The organism is Geomonas anaerohicana (genome assembly GCF_016458305.1).
Taxonomy (GTDB): Bacteria; Desulfobacterota; Desulfuromonadia; order Geobacterales; family Geobacteraceae; genus Geomonas; species Geomonas anaerohicana.
This window is the reverse complement of record NZ_JAEMHL010000003.1, coordinates 348,232-364,385: the sequence shown is the minus strand read 5'-3', so window position 1 is coordinate 364,385 and position 16,154 is coordinate 348,232. Positions and strand designations below refer to the sequence as shown.

14 protein-coding genes are annotated in these 16,154 nt (G+C 63.1%); 1 reads left to right on the top strand and 13 read right to left on the bottom strand.

The genetic code is table 11. The annotated features are described in order from the left end of the window. Window positions 1-51: 51 nt before the first annotated feature. The 7 genes from JFN91_RS07985 to JFN91_RS07955 all read right to left on the bottom strand — a co-directional run bounded on the left by JFN91_RS07985 (window position 52) and on the right by JFN91_RS07955 (window position 7,421). Window positions 52-447 carry a response regulator gene (locus JFN91_RS07985; protein ID WP_183346240.1) on the bottom strand — a complete coding sequence of 132 codons (396 nt, stop codon included), beginning with the start codon at window positions 445-447 and terminating at the stop codon, window positions 52-54. 304 nt (window positions 448-751) lie between these two features. Beyond that, window positions 752-2,275 (bottom strand): dihydrolipoamide acetyltransferase family protein, encoded by a 1,524-nt coding sequence (locus tag JFN91_RS07980; RefSeq protein ID WP_199388673.1) that lies wholly within the window; start codon window positions 2,273-2,275, stop codon window positions 752-754. 9 nt (window positions 2,276-2,284) lie between these two features. Continuing rightward, window positions 2,285-3,271, bottom strand: coding sequence for an alpha-ketoacid dehydrogenase subunit beta (locus tag JFN91_RS07975; protein ID WP_199388672.1), 987 nt, complete (start codon window positions 3,269-3,271; stop codon window positions 2,285-2,287). After that, complete coding sequence (pdhA, locus tag JFN91_RS07970; RefSeq protein WP_199388671.1) at window positions 3,264-4,241, bottom strand: pyruvate dehydrogenase (acetyl-transferring) E1 component subunit alpha; 978 nt, start codon at window positions 4,239-4,241, stop codon at window positions 3,264-3,266. The genes JFN91_RS07975 and pdhA overlap by 8 nt, the downstream gene beginning before the upstream one ends. Next, window positions 4,234-6,171, bottom strand: coding sequence for an aconitate hydratase (locus tag JFN91_RS07965; protein WP_199388670.1), 1,938 nt, complete (start codon window positions 6,169-6,171; stop codon window positions 4,234-4,236). Before JFN91_RS07965 ends, pdhA begins: the two co-directional genes overlap by 8 nt. Window positions 6,172-6,205: 34 nt before the next feature. After that, a complete protein-coding gene (locus JFN91_RS07960) occupies window positions 6,206-6,559 on the bottom strand; it encodes a DUF488 domain-containing protein (protein WP_199388669.1) in 354 nt (117 codons plus the stop codon). 4 nt (window positions 6,560-6,563) lie between these two features. Then, window positions 6,564-7,421, bottom strand: coding sequence for a DUF302 domain-containing protein (locus JFN91_RS07955; protein ID WP_199388668.1), 858 nt, complete (start codon window positions 7,419-7,421; stop codon window positions 6,564-6,566). A gap of 282 nt (window positions 7,422-7,703) precedes the next feature. On the opposite strand from JFN91_RS07955, the gene JFN91_RS07950 reads away from it, so the two are divergent. Next, window positions 7,704-8,459, top strand: coding sequence for an SDR family oxidoreductase (locus JFN91_RS07950; RefSeq protein WP_199388667.1), 756 nt, complete (start codon window positions 7,704-7,706; stop codon window positions 8,457-8,459). 145 nt (window positions 8,460-8,604) lie between these two features. Here the strand turns inward: JFN91_RS07950 and JFN91_RS07945 are convergent, their stop codons facing one another. The 6 genes from JFN91_RS07945 to fdnG form a co-directional block, all read right to left on the bottom strand. Beyond that, window positions 8,605-9,066 carry a bacteriohemerythrin gene (locus tag JFN91_RS07945; RefSeq protein WP_199388666.1) on the bottom strand — a complete coding sequence of 154 codons (462 nt, stop codon included), beginning with the start codon at window positions 9,064-9,066 and terminating at the stop codon, window positions 8,605-8,607. A 176-nt stretch (window positions 9,067-9,242) separates the two neighbouring features. Then, complete coding sequence (gene tatA / locus JFN91_RS07940; protein WP_129126225.1) at window positions 9,243-9,416, bottom strand: twin-arginine translocase TatA/TatE family subunit; 174 nt, start codon at window positions 9,414-9,416, stop codon at window positions 9,243-9,245. A gap of 73 nt (window positions 9,417-9,489) precedes the next feature. Further along, entirely contained in the window at window positions 9,490-10,890 is a 1,401-nt protein-coding gene (fdhD, locus tag JFN91_RS07935) for a formate dehydrogenase accessory sulfurtransferase FdhD (protein ID WP_199388665.1), read from the bottom strand. 151 nt (window positions 10,891-11,041) lie between these two features. Next, complete coding sequence (gene nrfD, locus JFN91_RS07930) at window positions 11,042-12,244, bottom strand: NrfD/PsrC family molybdoenzyme membrane anchor subunit (RefSeq protein ID WP_199388664.1); 1,203 nt, start codon at window positions 12,242-12,244, stop codon at window positions 11,042-11,044. After that, window positions 12,245-13,084: a 4Fe-4S dicluster domain-containing protein gene (locus JFN91_RS07925; RefSeq protein ID WP_199388663.1), complete on the bottom strand. Its 840-nt coding sequence runs from the start codon at window positions 13,082-13,084 to the stop codon at window positions 12,245-12,247. After that, entirely contained in the window at window positions 13,081-16,110 is a 3,030-nt protein-coding gene (fdnG, locus tag JFN91_RS07920) for a formate dehydrogenase-N subunit alpha (protein WP_199388662.1), read from the bottom strand. The genes JFN91_RS07925 and fdnG overlap by 4 nt, the downstream gene beginning before the upstream one ends. Window positions 16,111-16,154: the final 44 nt, after the last annotated feature.

Here is a 16,154-nt window from a genome sequence, read left to right as displayed (position 1 = left end):
GTGGAACGGGCGGAGCTCCCTTCAGGGAACGGCAGCCCCGCCCGAAAACTTTCAGCGTTTCATCAAGCCGAGCTTGGACAGCACGTTGAAAAGCCCCTCTTTGGAAACCGGCTTCACCAGGTAGGCCGCCGACTGCGCGTTGCAGAAGGACTCCATGGCGTCGTTCGAGGAGTTCAACGCGGTCAACATGACGATGTTAACGCGCTTGGCCGGTTTCTGTTCCTTCTCGATATGCCTGATCGCCTTGGCCGCGTCATGGCCGCTCATCCCGGGCATCATGATGTCCATGATCACGAGGTCGAACGGTTCGTCGCTCGCCAGGGCGGCGTTGTATTTTTCGAGAGCCTCCATGCCGCTGGTGGCTTGGTGACAGTCCGCCGTCGCGCTGAGCAAGGTGGCGACAAAGTCACGGCAAAAAGCCTCGTCATCTACTATCAAGCACTTCATAGCTCTCCCCCAGTTCTTGGTGTGTGTTCCTGCCGGCAGGCACTTCCCTTCGGGAGTCTTTTCGCCCAGCAGCACTTGTTCCTATCGGCTCATGGGAACCATTCTTTAGCGTCATAATGAAAAAAACGGGACGGCTACGGCGGGGCGTGGGACAGGTGCCGCGCCTGAAGTATGGGCAGTGCCCGGAGTGAGACTGCAGGTATAAAAGGCAGGGATGAGGTACGAACATGCGGGGGGGAATGGGACGGGGAGCTGCGGTGGGAGAAAGGGACGAGGGGCAGGCCGCAGGCCTGCCCCTTTTCGGTTACATGAGCAGGCGCACCGGATTCTCCAGCACGTCCCGCAGTTCGACCAGGAATTGGGCGGCATAGGCACCGTCGACCACGCGGTGGTCGGCGGAAAGGGTCACCTTCATCATCTTGGCGTTGGCCAGCACGCCCGAGCGCAACACCGGGACGTCCACCACCGCCCCAACCGCGAGCACGCTGGCCTGGGAGGGGGGAATGACGGCGCTGAAGCTGCTCACCTGGAACATGCCCAGGTTGGAGACGGAGAAGGTCCCGCCGCCCATCTCCTGTTCGGCCAGGGCGCCTGATCTCGCCCGCTGCACCAACCGGTCGGCCTCCTGGGCGATAGCCGCCAGGGAAAGATCCTGGCAGCCGTGAATCACCGGCATGAGCACACCTTCCGGCACGCCCACCGCCACGCTGACGTTCACTTCCCCGTGAAACTGCAGCCCATCCTGAGCGAAGCTGGCGTTGAGTTGCGGGAAGCGGATCAAAGCGAGTGCGACGGCCTTGACGATGATGTCGTTCACCGTGACCCGAATCCCCCCCTGCTTCAACTGGCGCCGCACCGATTCCGCCTCGTCCATGGCAATATCCATGGTCACGGTGAAGTGCGGTATATGTGCCCAGGACTCCGCAACGGTCTTGGCTACGGCCGCCCTGAGTCGGGACATCGCCTTTACCTCCTGCACCAGCCTCGGCCCCTGCGCCCTGGCCTCTGCCGGCGGTGCCACGACCTGGGGCTGTGCCTGTGCCTGTGCCTGTGCCTGGAGCGGGGCCGCAGCCGTGGCCTCGGCAGGTTGTGAAGGTTTCCCCCCCTCCCCCTCCAGGTCCTGGAGCAGGATGCGCCCATCAGGACCGGTGCCCCGTACCTGTGCCAGATCGATGCCGAGTTCCCGGGCGCGGCGGCGGACCACCGGTGCGGCCCGCTCTCTTCCGGGGGCGCCCAATTCCGGGGCGGGACCGCCGGGCGAGGGTGCCCTCGTCTGTATGTATTGCGTAGGAGTGCCCGGGGATTCGGCTGCCGGCTGTGTCGTGTCCTCTCCCGGTACAGGCGGAGCAGCCGGAGCCTGGTGTTCCCCCTCCTGGACGGCAAGGTCCTCCGCCCGGGCCGGCTCCGCCGTCGGTGCTGCACCCCCCTGGCCATCCTGGGAGCCCTGCGCCGAAGCCGCCGTGGGCGCCTCCGTTCCCTGCCCCTGCACGGTGTCCAGCGTCTCGCCTTGCGCCTGGGGGGCTGCCTCAGGCTGCGCGGCTTCCGGCTCCGGCTGAGCGGTTTCGGCAGGGGACGCACCGCCTCCCTTTTCGCCGGCCTTGCCGACCACGGCGATAACCGTCCCCACCTGCACCATTTCCCCGGCCTGCACCTTGATCTCCAGCATCACTCCGGGCACGAAGGCCTCGAGTTCCATGTTCGCCTTGTCGGTTTCCACCTCGGCGATCACCTCGCCGCGGCGCACCTCGTCCCCTACCCGCTTCTTCCAGCTGACCAGTCTCCCCTCGGTCATGGTATCGGAGAGTTTAGGCATGACGATCTCGTTCATAGCGGCTCCTCAGTACGGTTCGTTAAGAAGGTCATGTACGCCCTGCACGATCCCCTCCAGCTGCGGGATGCAGAGCTTTTCGATCTTGCGCGAATAGGGCATCGGCACATCGAGCCCGGATATGCGGCGCACCGGCGCGAGCAGCGTGTCGAAGCACCCCTCGTAGATGCGGGAGGCGATGTCCCCGCCCAGCCCGGCGCTTTTCCAGCATTCCTCGATGACCATGGCCCGCCCGGTCTTACGCACCGAGGCGAGCACGGTCTCCATGTCCAGGGGGACCAGCGTGCGCAGGTCGATCACCTCGCAGGAGATCCCTTCCTTTTCCAGCTGCCGCGCGGCCTGCAGGGCAAGGATGGCCATCCGTCCGTAGCCCACGAGGGTCACCTGCTCCCCCTCACTCATCACGGCGGCCTTGCCGAAGGGTACCAGGAACTCCGGGTCTTCCGGGACTTCTCCCTTGCTGTTGTAGAGCAGCTCGTGCTCCAGGAAGATAACCGGGTTGTCGTCGCGGATCGAGGTCTTCAGCAACCCCTTGGCATCGGCCGGCGTCGCCGGATAGGCGACCAGCATGCCGGGGCAGTGCATGAAGTAGCTCTCCAGGCTCTGCGAGTGCTGGGCGCCCAGCTGGCTTCCCCCGCCTCCCGGCATCCGGATCACCATGGGGACCTTGGTCTGGCCGCCAAACATGTAGCGCACCTTGGCCATGTGGTTCACGATCTGGTCCATGGCGAGCAGGGCGAAGTTCACCGTCATCAGCTCCGCCACCGGGCGGACGCCTGCCATCGCTGCGCCGACGGCGACCCCGACGATCGTATTCTCGGAAATGGGGCAGTCGCGCACGCGCAACTCCCCGAACTCCGACAGGAGCCCCCGGGTCACCTTGAAGGCCCCCTCGTACAGCGCCACGTCCTCGCCGTAGGTAACCACGGTCTTGTCGCGCCGCATCTCTTCCTTAAGCGCCAGGTTGATGGCGTCACGGTAGGTCATCTCAGACATGGATATCCTCCCAAACCGCGGCATCCTCGGGCCAGGGGGACTCTTCCGCAAAGCGGACGCTTTCCTCTACCTGGGCCAGGCAGCGCTTGGCGATGTCATCGAGCTGCTCCTGGGTCGCTATCCCCTCCTCCAGGAGCCTCCGCGAAAGGTTGATGATCGGGTCCCGGCTCTTCCAGACGTCGGTCTCGGAGGAGCTGCGGTACTTGGCGGGGTCGGACATGGAGTGGCCGCGGAAGCGGTAGGTGACCGCCTCGATGAAGTAGGGACGCTGCCGCTCCCGCACCCACTCGGCGGCCCGCTTGGTGGCCTGGTACATGGCGATGACGTCCATGCCGTCCACCTTTTCACTGGGGATGTCATAGCCGCAGGTGCGCCGGTGCAGCGCCGCTTGGGCGGAGGCCCGGTGCACCTCGGTGCCGATGCCGTAGAAGTTGTTCTCGCAGACGAACAGGACCGGCAGGTCCCAAAGCCGCGACCAGTTCAGCGACTCGTGGAAGGTCCCCTGGTTCATCGAGCCGTCGCCGAAGAAGCACGCCGTGACGCGGTCCTCTTCAAGCAGCTGGCTTCCCCAGGCAAGTCCGGTGGCGATAGGGAACTGCCCACCCACGATAGCATAGCCTCCCATGAAGTTGAGCTCCGGTGCGAAGAGGTGCATGGAGCCCCCCTTCCCCTTGCAAAGCCCGGTTGCCTTGCCGAACAGTTCCGCCATTACCTTCTTGGGCTCGGCGCCACGCACGATGGCCTGGGCGTGGTCGCGGTAGGCGGACAGGATGTAGTCCTTTTGCTGCAATCCAGCCGTGCAACCGACCGCGACGGCTTCCTGGCCCGAGTACAGGTGCAGGAAACCGGTGATGTGCCCCTTGGAGTACTGCTCTGCGCAGCTCTCCTCGAACTCGCGGCAGAGCACCATCTGCTCGTAGAAGCGGAGCAGCTCGTCCTCGGAAAGCAGCTCCCTCAGGGTCTCAGCCATGGTTCTCCTCCTTTACCGAATTGAGCAGCCCCCCGGCCACCAGTTCGCGACGCTCGCGTTCCGATGCATTCAGGAGGGTCACAATCTCGGCGCCAGCGACCCGAATCGGGATCTCCGTAGCGCCGCTCTCGGTCAGTTCCCGCAGCCGCGGGATGGTAATGCGGTCCCCTTGCTTGATGCGGTCGTAGTCGGTGGGATCCTTGAAGACCAGCGGCAGGATGCCGAAGTTGATCAAGTTGGAGCGATGGATCCTGGCGAAGCTCTTGGCGATCTTCACCCGAATGCCGAGGTAGCGCGGCGCCAGCGCCGCGTGCTCGCGCGACGAGCCCTGCCCGTAGTTCTCGCCCCCCACCACCGCGCCGTCACCCTTCTCCGCCGCGCGGGTCGCGAACTCGGGATCGGCCTGTTCGAAGACGAACTTGCTGATAGCCGGAATGTTGCTACGGAAGGGGAGCACCTTGTTTCCCGCCGGCATGATGGTGTCGGTGGAGATGTTGTCCCCCACCTTGATGATCACCTCCAGGTCGAACTGGTCCGGGAGCGCGGGAAACTCCGGGAAGGGGACGATGTTGGGACCGGTGACGATCTCGACCGGGCCGCCGTCCTCTGCCGGCGCCTGGATGCCGGCATCGTCCACCAGGTAGCGGTCGGGGTTCTTCACGTCCGGCCACGGGAGCAGTTCCGAGAGCTTGCGCGGGTCGGTGACGACGCCGAAAACGCCGGCTGCGGCCGCGGTCTCGGGGGAGCAGAGGTAGACCCGGTCCTCCTTGGTGCCGCTGCGGCCGGGGAAGTTACGCGGGAAGGTGCGCAGCGAGACCTGGTTGGTGCCGGGGGCCTGCCCCATGCCGATGCAGCCCAGGCAGCCGGGTTGGTGCACCTGGCCTCCGGCCAAAAGGAGCATCATGTAGCCGCCATGGGAGACCACGTTCTCCAGCACCTGGCGGCTGCCGGGGTTGATGTGGAAGGCAAGGCCCGGGGCGATGCGGCGCCCCTCCAGGACACGGCAGACGGTCATCAGATCGCGGAAGGAGGAGTTGACCGAACTGCCGACGATGACCTGGTCCACCTTGAGCCCCTCGATCTCGGAGACCGGCACCACGTTGTCCGGTGACGACGGGCAGGCGATCAGCGGCACCACCTGGGACAGGTCGATCTCGTCGTGCTCGTCGTAGGTCGCATCGGCGTCGGCGGAGAGTTCGCGCCAGACGTCGCCGCGTCCCTGTGCCTCCAGGAAGGCCCTGGTATTCTCGTCGCTTGGGAATACCGTCGTGGTCGCGCCCAGTTCCGCCCCCATGTTGCCGATGGTGGCGCGATCGGTCGCCGATAATGTGGCGACGCCTGGACCGTAATACTCTATTATCTTCCCTACCCCGCCCTTCACCGTGTGGCGCCTGAGGAGTTCCAGGATGACGTCCTTCCCCGAAACCCAGGGTTGCAACTGACCGGTCAGCTTCACCCCGAAGATTTTCGGGCAGGTGAGGTGGAAGGGATACCCCGCCATGGCGAGCGCAACGTCGAGTCCCCCGGCGCCGATGGCAAGCTGTCCTAGACCGGCGGCCGTCGGGGTGTGCGAGTCGGCGCCAAGAAGTGTGGTGCCTGGGACGCCGAAGCGTTCCAGGTGCACCTGGTGCGAAACGCCGTTACCCGGTTTGGAGAGGTAGACCCCGAACTTCTGCGCCGCCGTGGCGAGGAAGACGTGGTCGTCCGCATTCTTGTTATCGGTCTGCAACAGGTTGTGGTCGACGTACTGCGCCGCCAGTCCAACCTTGACCCTGGGGATGCCGGTAGCCATGAATTCCAACATGGCCATGGTGCCGGTCGCATCCTGCAGGAGGGTCTGGTCGATCCGGATGGCGATTTCCCGCCCCGGCACCAGTTCCCCTTCCACCAGGTGTTCCTTCAATATTTTTCTAGCCAGGTTGTCTCCCATCTTAGCCTCCTGAGCCCGCGGGCTTGCCGCGGCATCAGCCGATGCTGGAGTCCTCCAGGATTTCCTTCAGTACGACTGCATTGTTGTGCTCCTCGTCCTTCGCCGCATAGAGCAGGGTCAGCGTCTTGCCTGCGGCCAGCGCGGCAAGCTCTTCGATCAGCGTCCCCTGTCCCTCCAGCTCCTTCCGGTAGCGGGCCCGGAATTCCTGCCATTTCTCGGGATCGTGTCCGAACCAGTGCCGCAGCTCGTCCGAGGGAGCAAGCTCCTTCTCCCAGCGGTCCAAGTGCGCCTTGTCCTTGGAGATTCCCCGCGGCCAGAGCCGGTCCACCAGCACGCGCACCCCGTCCTGCGCTGCCGCCTCGTCGTATATCCTCTTTAACCGGATCATGGCCTCAATCCGCAACGGGGTGCAGCCCCGCCATGACCCGCTGCAGGCTCTGCTTGACCGTGACCGAGAGTTCGTTTAGTTGGCTGTTCCCCACCAGGGAGAGCCCCGCCACAGGATCCATCACCATCACCACGGTGCGGGACTCGCTCACCGAGTACACCGCCACGTTGCACGGGAGCAGCGTGCCGATGTCGATCTCGGCCCCGAAGGCCTGGTACGCCAGACCGGGGTTGCATGCCCCGAGGATGTGATAGTTGCGGAAGTCCTTGTCGAGCTTTTCCTTGAATTTCTGCTTCACGTCGATCTCGAAGAGGACCCCGAACCCCTCCCTTTGCAGCTCCTGGTGCACCCTGGGCAGGGTGTCGGCAAAGGGGAGCGCCATGGTAATGCCGAAGGCGTACGGCGTGGACAGCGGCTTCGCCTCCTGCGCTTCCAGTGCTTCCGCTCTAGCTTTCAAGCTCATCACCTCTCTTTGGATTTGCTCCGGCAGATCGCCGTGGAGCATCCGCTCGGCTTGGTCGTCTTTGGGCGCCCACTCGACCTCTATGGTAAGCACTTGCGGTGCCACCGGGCTTTGCACCGAGGAGGGCACCACCCGGTTCACCACACGGCCGGTAAAAAGCGGGTGCTCCAGGAGAAAGTAGCGGACCTCGCCGTGCGGCTTGTCGAGCACCACCTTCTCCTTGATCAGGAGCCCCTCCCCCCTTATTTCACGCAGCAGACCGTTGCCGTAATGCTGCAGGGTGCGCGACTGGGTCACCCCCGGCAGGTAGGAATGCGGCTGTTCCATTTTCTCGATGAGAAGTTTCCACACGGTATCAAGCGCAGCGTGTACTTCGCAGCTATGAGAGATTTTGCGCATGGCGTGCACCTCCCGCTTGCTCTGCCCGCGAGGGCTCATTAGATATTCTATCCCCCTAGTGAAACAACTGGAATACTTTACCCGATTGTCGAGGGGCGGCAATGACCAGGCCGGGGTTTTTTCATGGGAAAATGACCGAAAAATAACATGCTGCCGCTGCACATACCCGACGGCGGGAGCACTGAGGACAACGCGCCAACCAGGCAAGCTACATCTTGTGTTGGAAAGCGTTCTCAACTAAGATAGCGCGCAACAGCGCGACTAGCCTCAGGAGGAATGGGAATGGAAGAGTGTGCCCTCATTACAGGAGCATCGTCGGGATTTGGCGCCGCCTGCGCGCGGGCGCTGGCAGAGCTGGGCTGGAAACTGGTGTTGACCGCGCGACGTGGAGACAAGCTGCAGGCCCTCAAGGAGGAGCTTGCCGGAAAGACACAGGTGCACACGCTGACCCTGGACGTGCGCGACGGCGATGCCGTTGCTGCCGCCTGCGCAGGATTGCCGCCGGAGTTCGCCGAGGTGGACCTGCTGGTCAACAACGCCGGGCTCGCCCTCGGGCTGGAACCGGCCCACCAGGCATCGCTTGAAGACTGGGAGACCATGGTCGACACCAACGTCAAGGGAGTCATGTACTGCACCCGCGCCATCCTCCCCGGGATGGTGGCCCGCAACCGCGGCCACGTGGTCAACATCGGCTCTGTGGCGGGAAGTTGGCCCTACCCCGGCGGCAACGTCTACGGCGCCACCAAGGCCTTCGTGCAGCAGTTCTCCAGGAACCTGCGCGCCGACCTGTTGGGGACGGCGGTGCGGGTCACCAACATCGAGCCCGGCATGGCGGAAACGGAATTTTCCAAGGTGCGCTTCAAGGGTGAGGACGAAAAGGCGCAGCGGGTTTACACGGGGACCGAGCCGCTACGGGCCGAGGACATCGCCGACATCGTGGTCTGGGTGACCTCGGTTCCGGCGCGGGTCAACATCAACAGCGTCGAGGTGATGTCGGTGCACCAAGCCTGGGGGCCCCTGGCAGTGCACCGGTCGTAGACTCTTCCTCCCTCTCCCTCCGGGAGAGGGGACTTGGATACGCCGGCAGAGCCAAACACAAAAGGGGAGCCCGATCAATCGGCGCTCCCCTTTATTTAAATGCTCTGTTGCCCTACCCTCTCGCCTGCCGCGCCCTGACCTCCCGCTACTGCTCCCCGTTGCCGTCCGGGCTCTCGCTATGGCCGCCGTTGCCGTTGCCATTCTGACCTGTTTCTTTCAGAAAATCGATGAACTCCTTGTCCAGCTTGTTGAAGTGGGAGCGGAGCCACTCGCACATCGCGGTAATGACGGCGACGATCATGAGGGTGTTGTCCCCCTGCTCGGCGTGCAGCGTTTCCAGCCGCAGCACCTCGCGGAAAAAGATTTCGTGCTGCGTCTTATGAGAGTGGTAGCCCGGAAAACCGGCTTCCAGCATCAGCTTTTCCTCGTCCCGGAAATGCCAGCGGACGTACTTCTTCAAAAACCACATCAACCTGCCGATCTCGTCGGCGCCCTTCTTGTTTTTCGCCCCCTTGAGCAGGTCATCGACCCGGCGCAGCAGCTCCTTGTGCTGCTTGTCCACCGCCTCGCTACCCGTCGCCATATCCTGATGCCACTGCGTCAACATTTGCCGTCTCCTTGACACGCCACGGCGGCTGCAAGCACCACCGAAACCGCAGAACCGGTTTCTTGACCGGTTACTTCCCAGATCGGCAGGTACCCGTCTTTGCTTGAGGACTTTCGTTAAAAAAAAAGCCCCGGGATCGCCCAGGGCCTTGAAAGTACTGATGTGCCTGCAGAAATCTAGGCCTTTTTCTCCTCGTTGAGCTGGACCACGTCCTCGCCCGCGGAGGCCTTCTTGAAGTTCTTGATGCTGCTGCCCAGTGCCTGCCCAAGTTGGGGCAGCTTGGCGGGGCCGACAACCACGAGGGCTATCACGAGCACGATGATCATTTCCGGCATACCGAATCCAAACATTTACCTTCTCCTTTGAACTCCCGCGCCGGGGAGCTGTTGCGTTGACGCCTCTTGGTTCAGACCGCCCCCTGGGCTAGGCCTGCGCTTTCTGTGCCTTTTCTGCGACAGGGAGGTTCTCGATGCCCGGCCTCGCCTTGTCGCCGTTTCTCAACTCGTAGTATTCCTGCGGGGTGTTGATGTTGCTGAAGGAGTCGAAACTCGGGTCGAAGCCGGCCACCTCGTCGGCGGCAATCTCGTGCACCTTCAGCTGCGGCAGGATGGAGACGATGCGCCGCTTCCCCTGTTCCAGGCACTCTTCCATCGCGGCCAGCGCGCTCTTGTTGTACAGGGCGTGCAGCGGCTCGTAGCCGTGCTCGCTCTTGGGGAGGACCAGGTCGCAGTCGCCGCGACGCGCGGCGATGTGCCTGATCAGGGCCGGATCGAGGTGCGGCATGTCACAGGCGACGGTGAAGACGCTCGGGGTGTTGGCCTGGGCGAGCCCGGCGTGGATCCCGGCCAGGGCGCCCATGCCCGGGTAGAGGTCGGCCACCTTGCGGCAGGGAAGAAACTGGTACTGCTCCGGGGTGTTGGTCACCAGGACCACCTCGGGGAAGATCTCGGAGAGTTCCCGGTAGATGCTCTCGATGAAGCGCCCACCCTTGTGCGGCAGGAGGGCCTTGTTGCTCCCCATGCGGCTGGAGGCGCCCCCAGCGAGGATCACGCCGGTAACCCCGGCGATCTTCTCCGGCCCGGTGGTGCTGATGGCCTCGGGGTGGGTGTAGACCTTGAAACTATCGGCCCTGACGTACCCCACCAGTGTGATGCCGGCCTCCTCGGCCATCTTCACCGCCATGTCGGTGGGCGAGGTGCGCGAGGCGATCAGGTCGATGCCCAGCATCGACGCCTTGGCGACCAGTTCGGTGGAGACGCGACCCGAGGTGACCAATATGGTTCCAGCCAGCGAGATCCCCTTCAGGAGGGCCTCGCCGGCAATTCTGTCAATGGTGTTGTGGCGGCCGATATCCTCGGCATGCAGGAGCAGGGTGTCGCTCCCCACGCCCGCGGAGTGCATCCCGCCGTGACTCTTGTACCCTTCGCACTTCTGGGCCAGCTGGTTCATCAGCGCGAAGATGGTCTCGGGTGCGTGCACCCGGGAGGGGCCGGACTTCTCGACCGGCTTGGGCATGTTGAAGCTGATCCCGGTGCCGCAGCCAGAGGTGAGCACCGGCTTGAGACGCTCGGGAAGCTCGCCGCGGATGGTGACGCTGGCGGCGCCGAAGTCCTGGCAGATGGCCAGCGCAAGGAAGTCGTCAACCTTGGAGACGAAACCCTGCAGGCGCAGGAAGCCGGCGACCAGGAAACGCAGGTCGTGGGGTGAGGCGATCAGGGTCGCCATCTCGCGCCCGTTCACCACCAGCTGCAGGGGGTACTCGGTGACCACCCCGCCTTCCACCTGCTCCATGACGCCCTTCTTGAAACTGTAAATAGTTGCCACCTGCGCACTCCTTGAATCTGATCTGGCTTGAGTTCTTGCCGGCCCCCGCCCTGCCCCTCCCCCGCCTGCGCGGGAGAGGGGACTTCGGGAGGGTTTCCTCGTACTTCTAAGCTGTTACTGCGAAAGATTCAAACTGTTGCTGCAACTTCCGTTAGGCCTTGGCCGCACCGTGAGCGTGGCCTTTCTCGGTTTTGTGGAAGTGGTCCGGAATCGAGTAGTCGACGGTTTCCGGATGGTGCTCGAAGATCGGGAAGTACTTCGCGATCAGCACGAAGAACAGGATGTGCGCCGCGATGATGCCGATGGTGACCAGGCTCTCGATGAAGGACGGGTAGTAGAAGGTACCCGGCGCTTCCATGCCGAACATGGAGACGTTGAAGCGGTTCAGGATGATGCCGGCGATCACCAGCCAGGCGGCGGTGGCGCGCAGGCGGCCGTCTTCGCGGACCTTCCTGCTCATCAGCATGAACAGCGGCAGGACCATGCCGACGGCAACCTCGACGATGAACAGGACCAACAGGCCCGGACGGTTGAAGAGCGGCCCCTGGGTCAAGGCGAAGAGGGAGAAGAACTTGACGGTCAGGTACACAGTGATGACCCACGGAAGGATCTTGGCCAGGGTCTCGAGCAGTTCGCCCTCGTCCGGCTGCCCCATGTACTTGTGGCTCATGGTGGCTTCCACGATGATGATGGAGATGCCGGCGCACATCGCAGAGATCCAGAACAGCAGCGGCAGCAGCGGGTTGTACCAGAGGCTGTGCAGCTTATCGACCGCGATCAGGAAGAAGGTGCCCAGGGACGACTGGTGCAGGGTCGAGATGGATGCCGCGGCTACAACCAGCGGCATCTCGATGGTGCGCAGCAGACGCAGCGGCACGTGGTAGCCGAACTTCTCGCACACCGGCGACAGGAACTCCAGGAAGAGCACCGTGGTGTAGGCCATGATGCACATGGAAACCTCGAACATCGGGGAGTGCGGGTTCCAGTACACCATGGTGTGCCAGCAGCGCTGCGGCTGGCCGAGGTCGAGCAGAAGCCCCACGCTGACCAGGGAGTAACCGAGGAAGCCGGTCACGATGGCCGGACGTACCAGCGGCTCGAGCTTCTTGATGTGGAAGCAGTGCACGATGGCCCCGAGGGTGAAGGCGCCCGCCGCGAGCGGTACCGCGGTGACGACGTCGAAGGAGATCCAGAGACCCCACGGGAAGGTGTCGTTCAGGTTGGTGGTGACGCCCAGGCCGAACACGAAGCGGGCCAGGGAGGCGAGAGCGCCCACAGCCACCAGGACGATCAGGAACTGCACGAAGCGGTGGTAGCCCTTGATCTCGTTAGCGATTATCTTTGCAGCGGTCATCTAGCTCTCCTCCTTCGGCGTAGCGCCGGATTTTCTCTGCTCCTCTTCCTTGGCGATCCTCTCCTTCCTGTGGTTGAACCAGGACAGCAGCGACAGCGAGCCGCCGACGGTGAGGAAGATGCCCGGGACCAGGCGCAGCGCCTGCCAGGTGTAGGACGGGAGCGGACGCTTGGTGACCGGCTTGAAGCCGAGCTCGTCGAAGGGAAGCGCGGTCAGGTAGATGACCGAGGTGCCGCCCGCCTCTTCGGAGCCGTAGAGTTTCTTCAGGTATTTCTCCGGACGTGCCGCGATCCTCTTGTTGGCCTCCTTGATCATGTCCTCGCGGTTGCCGTAGGTGATGGCGGAGACGCAGGTGGTGGCGCAGGCCGGCTTCAGCCCTTCCTTCACCCTGGAGTAGCAGCCGGTGCACTTTCTCACCAGCGGCAGGGCCTTGCTCCACTCGTACTTGGGCACCCCGAACGGGCAGGCGACCATGCAGAAGCGGCAGCCGATGCAGCGCTCCGCATCATAGGTGACCGGGCCTTCCTTGGTCTTCTTGAAGGCGCCTACCGGGCAGACCGATGCGCAGGCCGGCTCGTTGCAGTGCATGCACATCTCTTTGTAGAAGGCGAACTCGTTCTGCCCGTTCTTCTCGTAGTCCCGGAACTTGATGCGGGTAAAGGTGTATTCCGACATGAGCGGCGGGTTCTGGTACCCTTCGCCGGTGAAGAACTCGGTCTTCTCGGCACCCAGCTGGTTCCACTGCTTGCAGGCAACCTGGCAGCCACGGCAGCCGGTGCACTTGGTCATATCGATCAAAAATGCCTTGGTTTTGTTGAAGTCTTGGTTCTCGCTGCTCATGCGCGTTTACCCCCTTTCTCGATGTTGCAGAGGAATGCCTTGAACTCGGGGATGCTTGTGTTCGCGCAACCGACCGACGGCGTAAGGACGTTGCCGGAGTCGCCGGTAGCCAGACCTGCATAACCGAAGTGCCAGGGGAGACCCACCTGCTCTATCTCTTTCCCCTGCACGTTGAACGGCTTCAGCCTGGAGGTGACCAGTGCCTTCGCCTCGATGGAACCACGCTCGGTGGTTACCTTGACCATGTCGCCGTTGTTGATCCCCTTGGCGCGGGCCAGGGTCTGGGAGATCTCCACGAACATGGTCGGGACCAGTTCCACCAGCCAGGGAAGGCTGCGGGTCATGGCGCCTGCCTGCCAGTGCTCGGTCATCCTGTAGGTGGTGCCGACGAACGGGAACTTGGCCGTGTCGCTGGTCATGTTGGCCGGAATCTTGACGGCCGGGTTGGTCTGGGTCTTGGAGAGAAGGTTCTTGGCCGGGCTCTCCACCGGTTCGTAGTGCTCGGGGAACGGGCCGTCCTTCATGTCCAGGGCGTAGAGACGACCGTGACCTTCAGGCACCATGATGAAGGGGTACTTCCCTTCTTTGGCGTCGTTCATCGGCGGCCAGGGACCGTCGGGCACGTCGCCTTTCCATTTTTTCTCCAGGGCGTCCCAGGTGATGACGACGCGCTTGGGGTTGAACGGCACGCCGTCCGGGTTGACCGAGGCGCGGTTGTAGATGATGCGGCGGTTGACCGGCCAGCACCAGGACCACTTCGGGTACATGCCCAGACCGGTCGGGTCGGCGAGGTCGCGACGCGCCATCTGGTTGCCGTCCTTGGTGTAGGAGCCGCAGTAGATCCAGCAGCCGGAGACGGTGGAGCCGTCGTCCTGGAGGTACTTGAACATCGGAACCTGATCGCCAGCCTTGAACTCCAGGGTCTTGTCCTTGTCGACGATGGTCATGTCCTTGGTGAAGTAGCCGTTGATCTCCTTGGCAACCATGTGCACTTCCGGCTCCTCGCCCTGCCCGTAGTTCCAGGACAGCTTGGTGATCGGCTCGGGGAAGGCGCCGCCTTTCTCGTAGGCCTTCTTCATGCGCTTGGCGAACTGGTTGATGATCCAGAGGTCGCTCTTTGCCTCACCAACCGGCTCGGCGGCCTTGTAGCGCCACTGCGCCCAGCGGCCGGAGTTGGAGATGGAACCTTCCTTCTCGACGGAGGAGGCTGCCGGCAGCATGAAGACTTCTGTCTTGATGTCCTTCGGGTTGACGCCGGGACGCTTCCAGAAGATCGAGGTCTCGGTCTCCCAGAGGTCGACGGTGACGAGCCAGTCGAGCTTGCCCAGTGCCTCGCGGGTCTTCAGGGAGTCCGGGCCGCCGACGGCCGGGTTCTGGCCCATGCAGACCAGGCCAGCGAGTTCGCCTTTGCCCATCTTCTCCATCAGCTTCACGAAGGAGTAGTTGCCGCTTCTCTTGGGGAGGTAGTCGTAGCAGAAGCCGTTTTCCTTGGTGGCGTTGTCGCCGTACCAGGCCTTCAGGAGGCTGACGGTGTACTTCGGGGTGTTGCCCCACCAGTTGGCGCTCTTCGCGTCCTTGGTCTTCGGGGTCCACTTCTCGAGGTAGGCCTTGAGATCGACGTTGTCGAACTCCGGGGACTTCAGGTAGCCAGGCAGCAGGTGGAACAGCAGACCGTAGTCGGAGGAACCCTGGACGTTGGACTCGCCGCGCAGCGCGTTGACGCCGCCGCCGGCGATGCCGATGTTACCGAGAAGCATCTGCAGCATGGCGGTAGCGCGGACGTTCTGGGTGCCGTGGGTGGACTGGGTGATGCCCATGGCGTAGAGGATGGTACCCGCCTTGTCGGCGCGGCCGGTGGAGCAGAAGGCCTTGGCGACGGCGATGTAGTCTTCCTTCTTGGTGCCGGTGATGTTGCAGACCATGTCCACGGTGTAACGGGAGTAGTGCTTCTTCAGCAGCTGGTATACGCAGCGCGGGTCCTTCATGGACTTGTCGCGCTTGGGGTTGCCGGCGCCGTCGACCGCGTAGGCCCAGGCCTTGGGATCGTAGGTCTTCTCCTGGTCGTCGAACGAGCAGAAAAGGCCTTCGTTGAAGTCGAACTTCTCGTTCACGATGAAGGAGGCGTTGGTGTACTCGCGAACGTACTCCTCGTGAATCATGTTGTTCTGAAGGGCGAAGTTGATCATGCCGCCCAGGAAGGCGATGTCCGTGCCCGGACGGATCTGCGCGTAGTGGTCCGCCTTGGAAGCGGTCCTGGTGAAGCGGGGATCGACGGCGATCAGCTTGCCGCCCTGATCCATGGCCGCCTCGATCCATTTCATGGAAATCGGGTGGTTCTCGGCCGGGTTGCAGCCGATGGCGAGAATCGCGTCAGCGTTTCTCAGGTCTATCCAGTGGTTGGTCATTGCCCCACGTCCAAACGAAGCCGCCAGACCGGCGACTGTAGCGGAGTGTCATATTCGGGCTTGGTGTTCGAGGTTAGCCACACCCATGGAGCGGGCGAACTTGCTCCAGAGGTAGCACTCCTCGTTGTCCAGACCTGCGCCGCCCAGGAATGCCATCCCTTCGGTGCGGTTGACCACGTACTCTTTGTTGTCTTTCTTGTTGATCTCTTTAGCCTTGAAGGACTTGTCGCGCGTTTCCTTCATCTTCTGGGCGATACGCTCCAGGGCCCAGTCCCACGACTTCTCTTCGAACTTGTCGCTACCGGGGGCGCGGTACATTACCTTCTGCAGGCGACGCTCGTTGTTGGCCACCTGGAACAGCGCGCTACCTTTCGAGCAGAGCGCACCCTGGTTGATCGGGTGCTGGGTGTCCCCCTCGATGTTCACGATCTTGCCGTTCTTGGTATGCACCACAAGCCCGCAACCTACCGCGCAGAAAGGACAGATGGTGGTCGAGCTTTTCAGCCCCTTGGTGCGCATCTGCGAGCCGTCTGCGCCGCCCGCTTCCGCTTTTTTGCCGGAGAGGATCAGTGCCGCCGCAGCCGCCCCCCCCTGCAGAAACTCCCGTCGTGAAACTGCCATGTTGAATCTCTCCTTTTTCCATGATAAACGTCGTCGACGCCGGA

What these genes read in the sequence shown, in the direction of transcription:
- JFN91_RS07985 (WP_183346240.1), bottom strand. Translation starts at nt 447, where the DNA reads ATGAAGTGCTTGATAGTAGATGACGAGGCTTTTTGCCGTGACTTTGTC.
- JFN91_RS07950 (WP_199388667.1), top strand. Translation starts at nt 7,704, where the DNA reads ATGGAAGAGTGTGCCCTCATTACAGGAGCATCGTCGGGATTTGGCGCC.
- JFN91_RS07960 (WP_199388669.1), bottom strand. Translation starts at nt 6,559, where the DNA reads ATGATCCGGTTAAAGAGGATATACGACGAGGCGGCAGCGCAGGACGGG.
- JFN91_RS07955 (WP_199388668.1), bottom strand. Translation starts at nt 7,421, where the DNA reads ATGCGCAAAATCTCTCATAGCTGCGAAGTACACGCTGCGCTTGATACC.
- JFN91_RS07980 (WP_199388673.1), bottom strand. Translation starts at nt 2,275, where the DNA reads ATGAACGAGATCGTCATGCCTAAACTCTCCGATACCATGACCGAGGGG.
- tatA (WP_129126225.1), bottom strand. Translation starts at nt 9,416, where the DNA reads ATGTTTGGATTCGGTATGCCGGAAATGATCATCGTGCTCGTGATAGCC.
- JFN91_RS07945 (WP_199388666.1), bottom strand. Translation starts at nt 9,066, where the DNA reads ATGTTGACGCAGTGGCATCAGGATATGGCGACGGGTAGCGAGGCGGTG.
- JFN91_RS07925 (WP_199388663.1), bottom strand. Translation starts at nt 13,084, where the DNA reads ATGAGCAGCGAGAACCAAGACTTCAACAAAACCAAGGCATTTTTGATC.
- pdhA (WP_199388671.1), bottom strand. Translation starts at nt 4,241, where the DNA reads ATGGCTGAGACCCTGAGGGAGCTGCTTTCCGAGGACGAGCTGCTCCGC.
- nrfD (WP_199388664.1), bottom strand. Translation starts at nt 12,244, where the DNA reads ATGACCGCTGCAAAGATAATCGCTAACGAGATCAAGGGCTACCACCGC.
- JFN91_RS07965 (WP_199388670.1), bottom strand. Translation starts at nt 6,171, where the DNA reads ATGGGAGACAACCTGGCTAGAAAAATATTGAAGGAACACCTGGTGGAA.
- JFN91_RS07975 (WP_199388672.1), bottom strand. Translation starts at nt 3,271, where the DNA reads ATGTCTGAGATGACCTACCGTGACGCCATCAACCTGGCGCTTAAGGAA.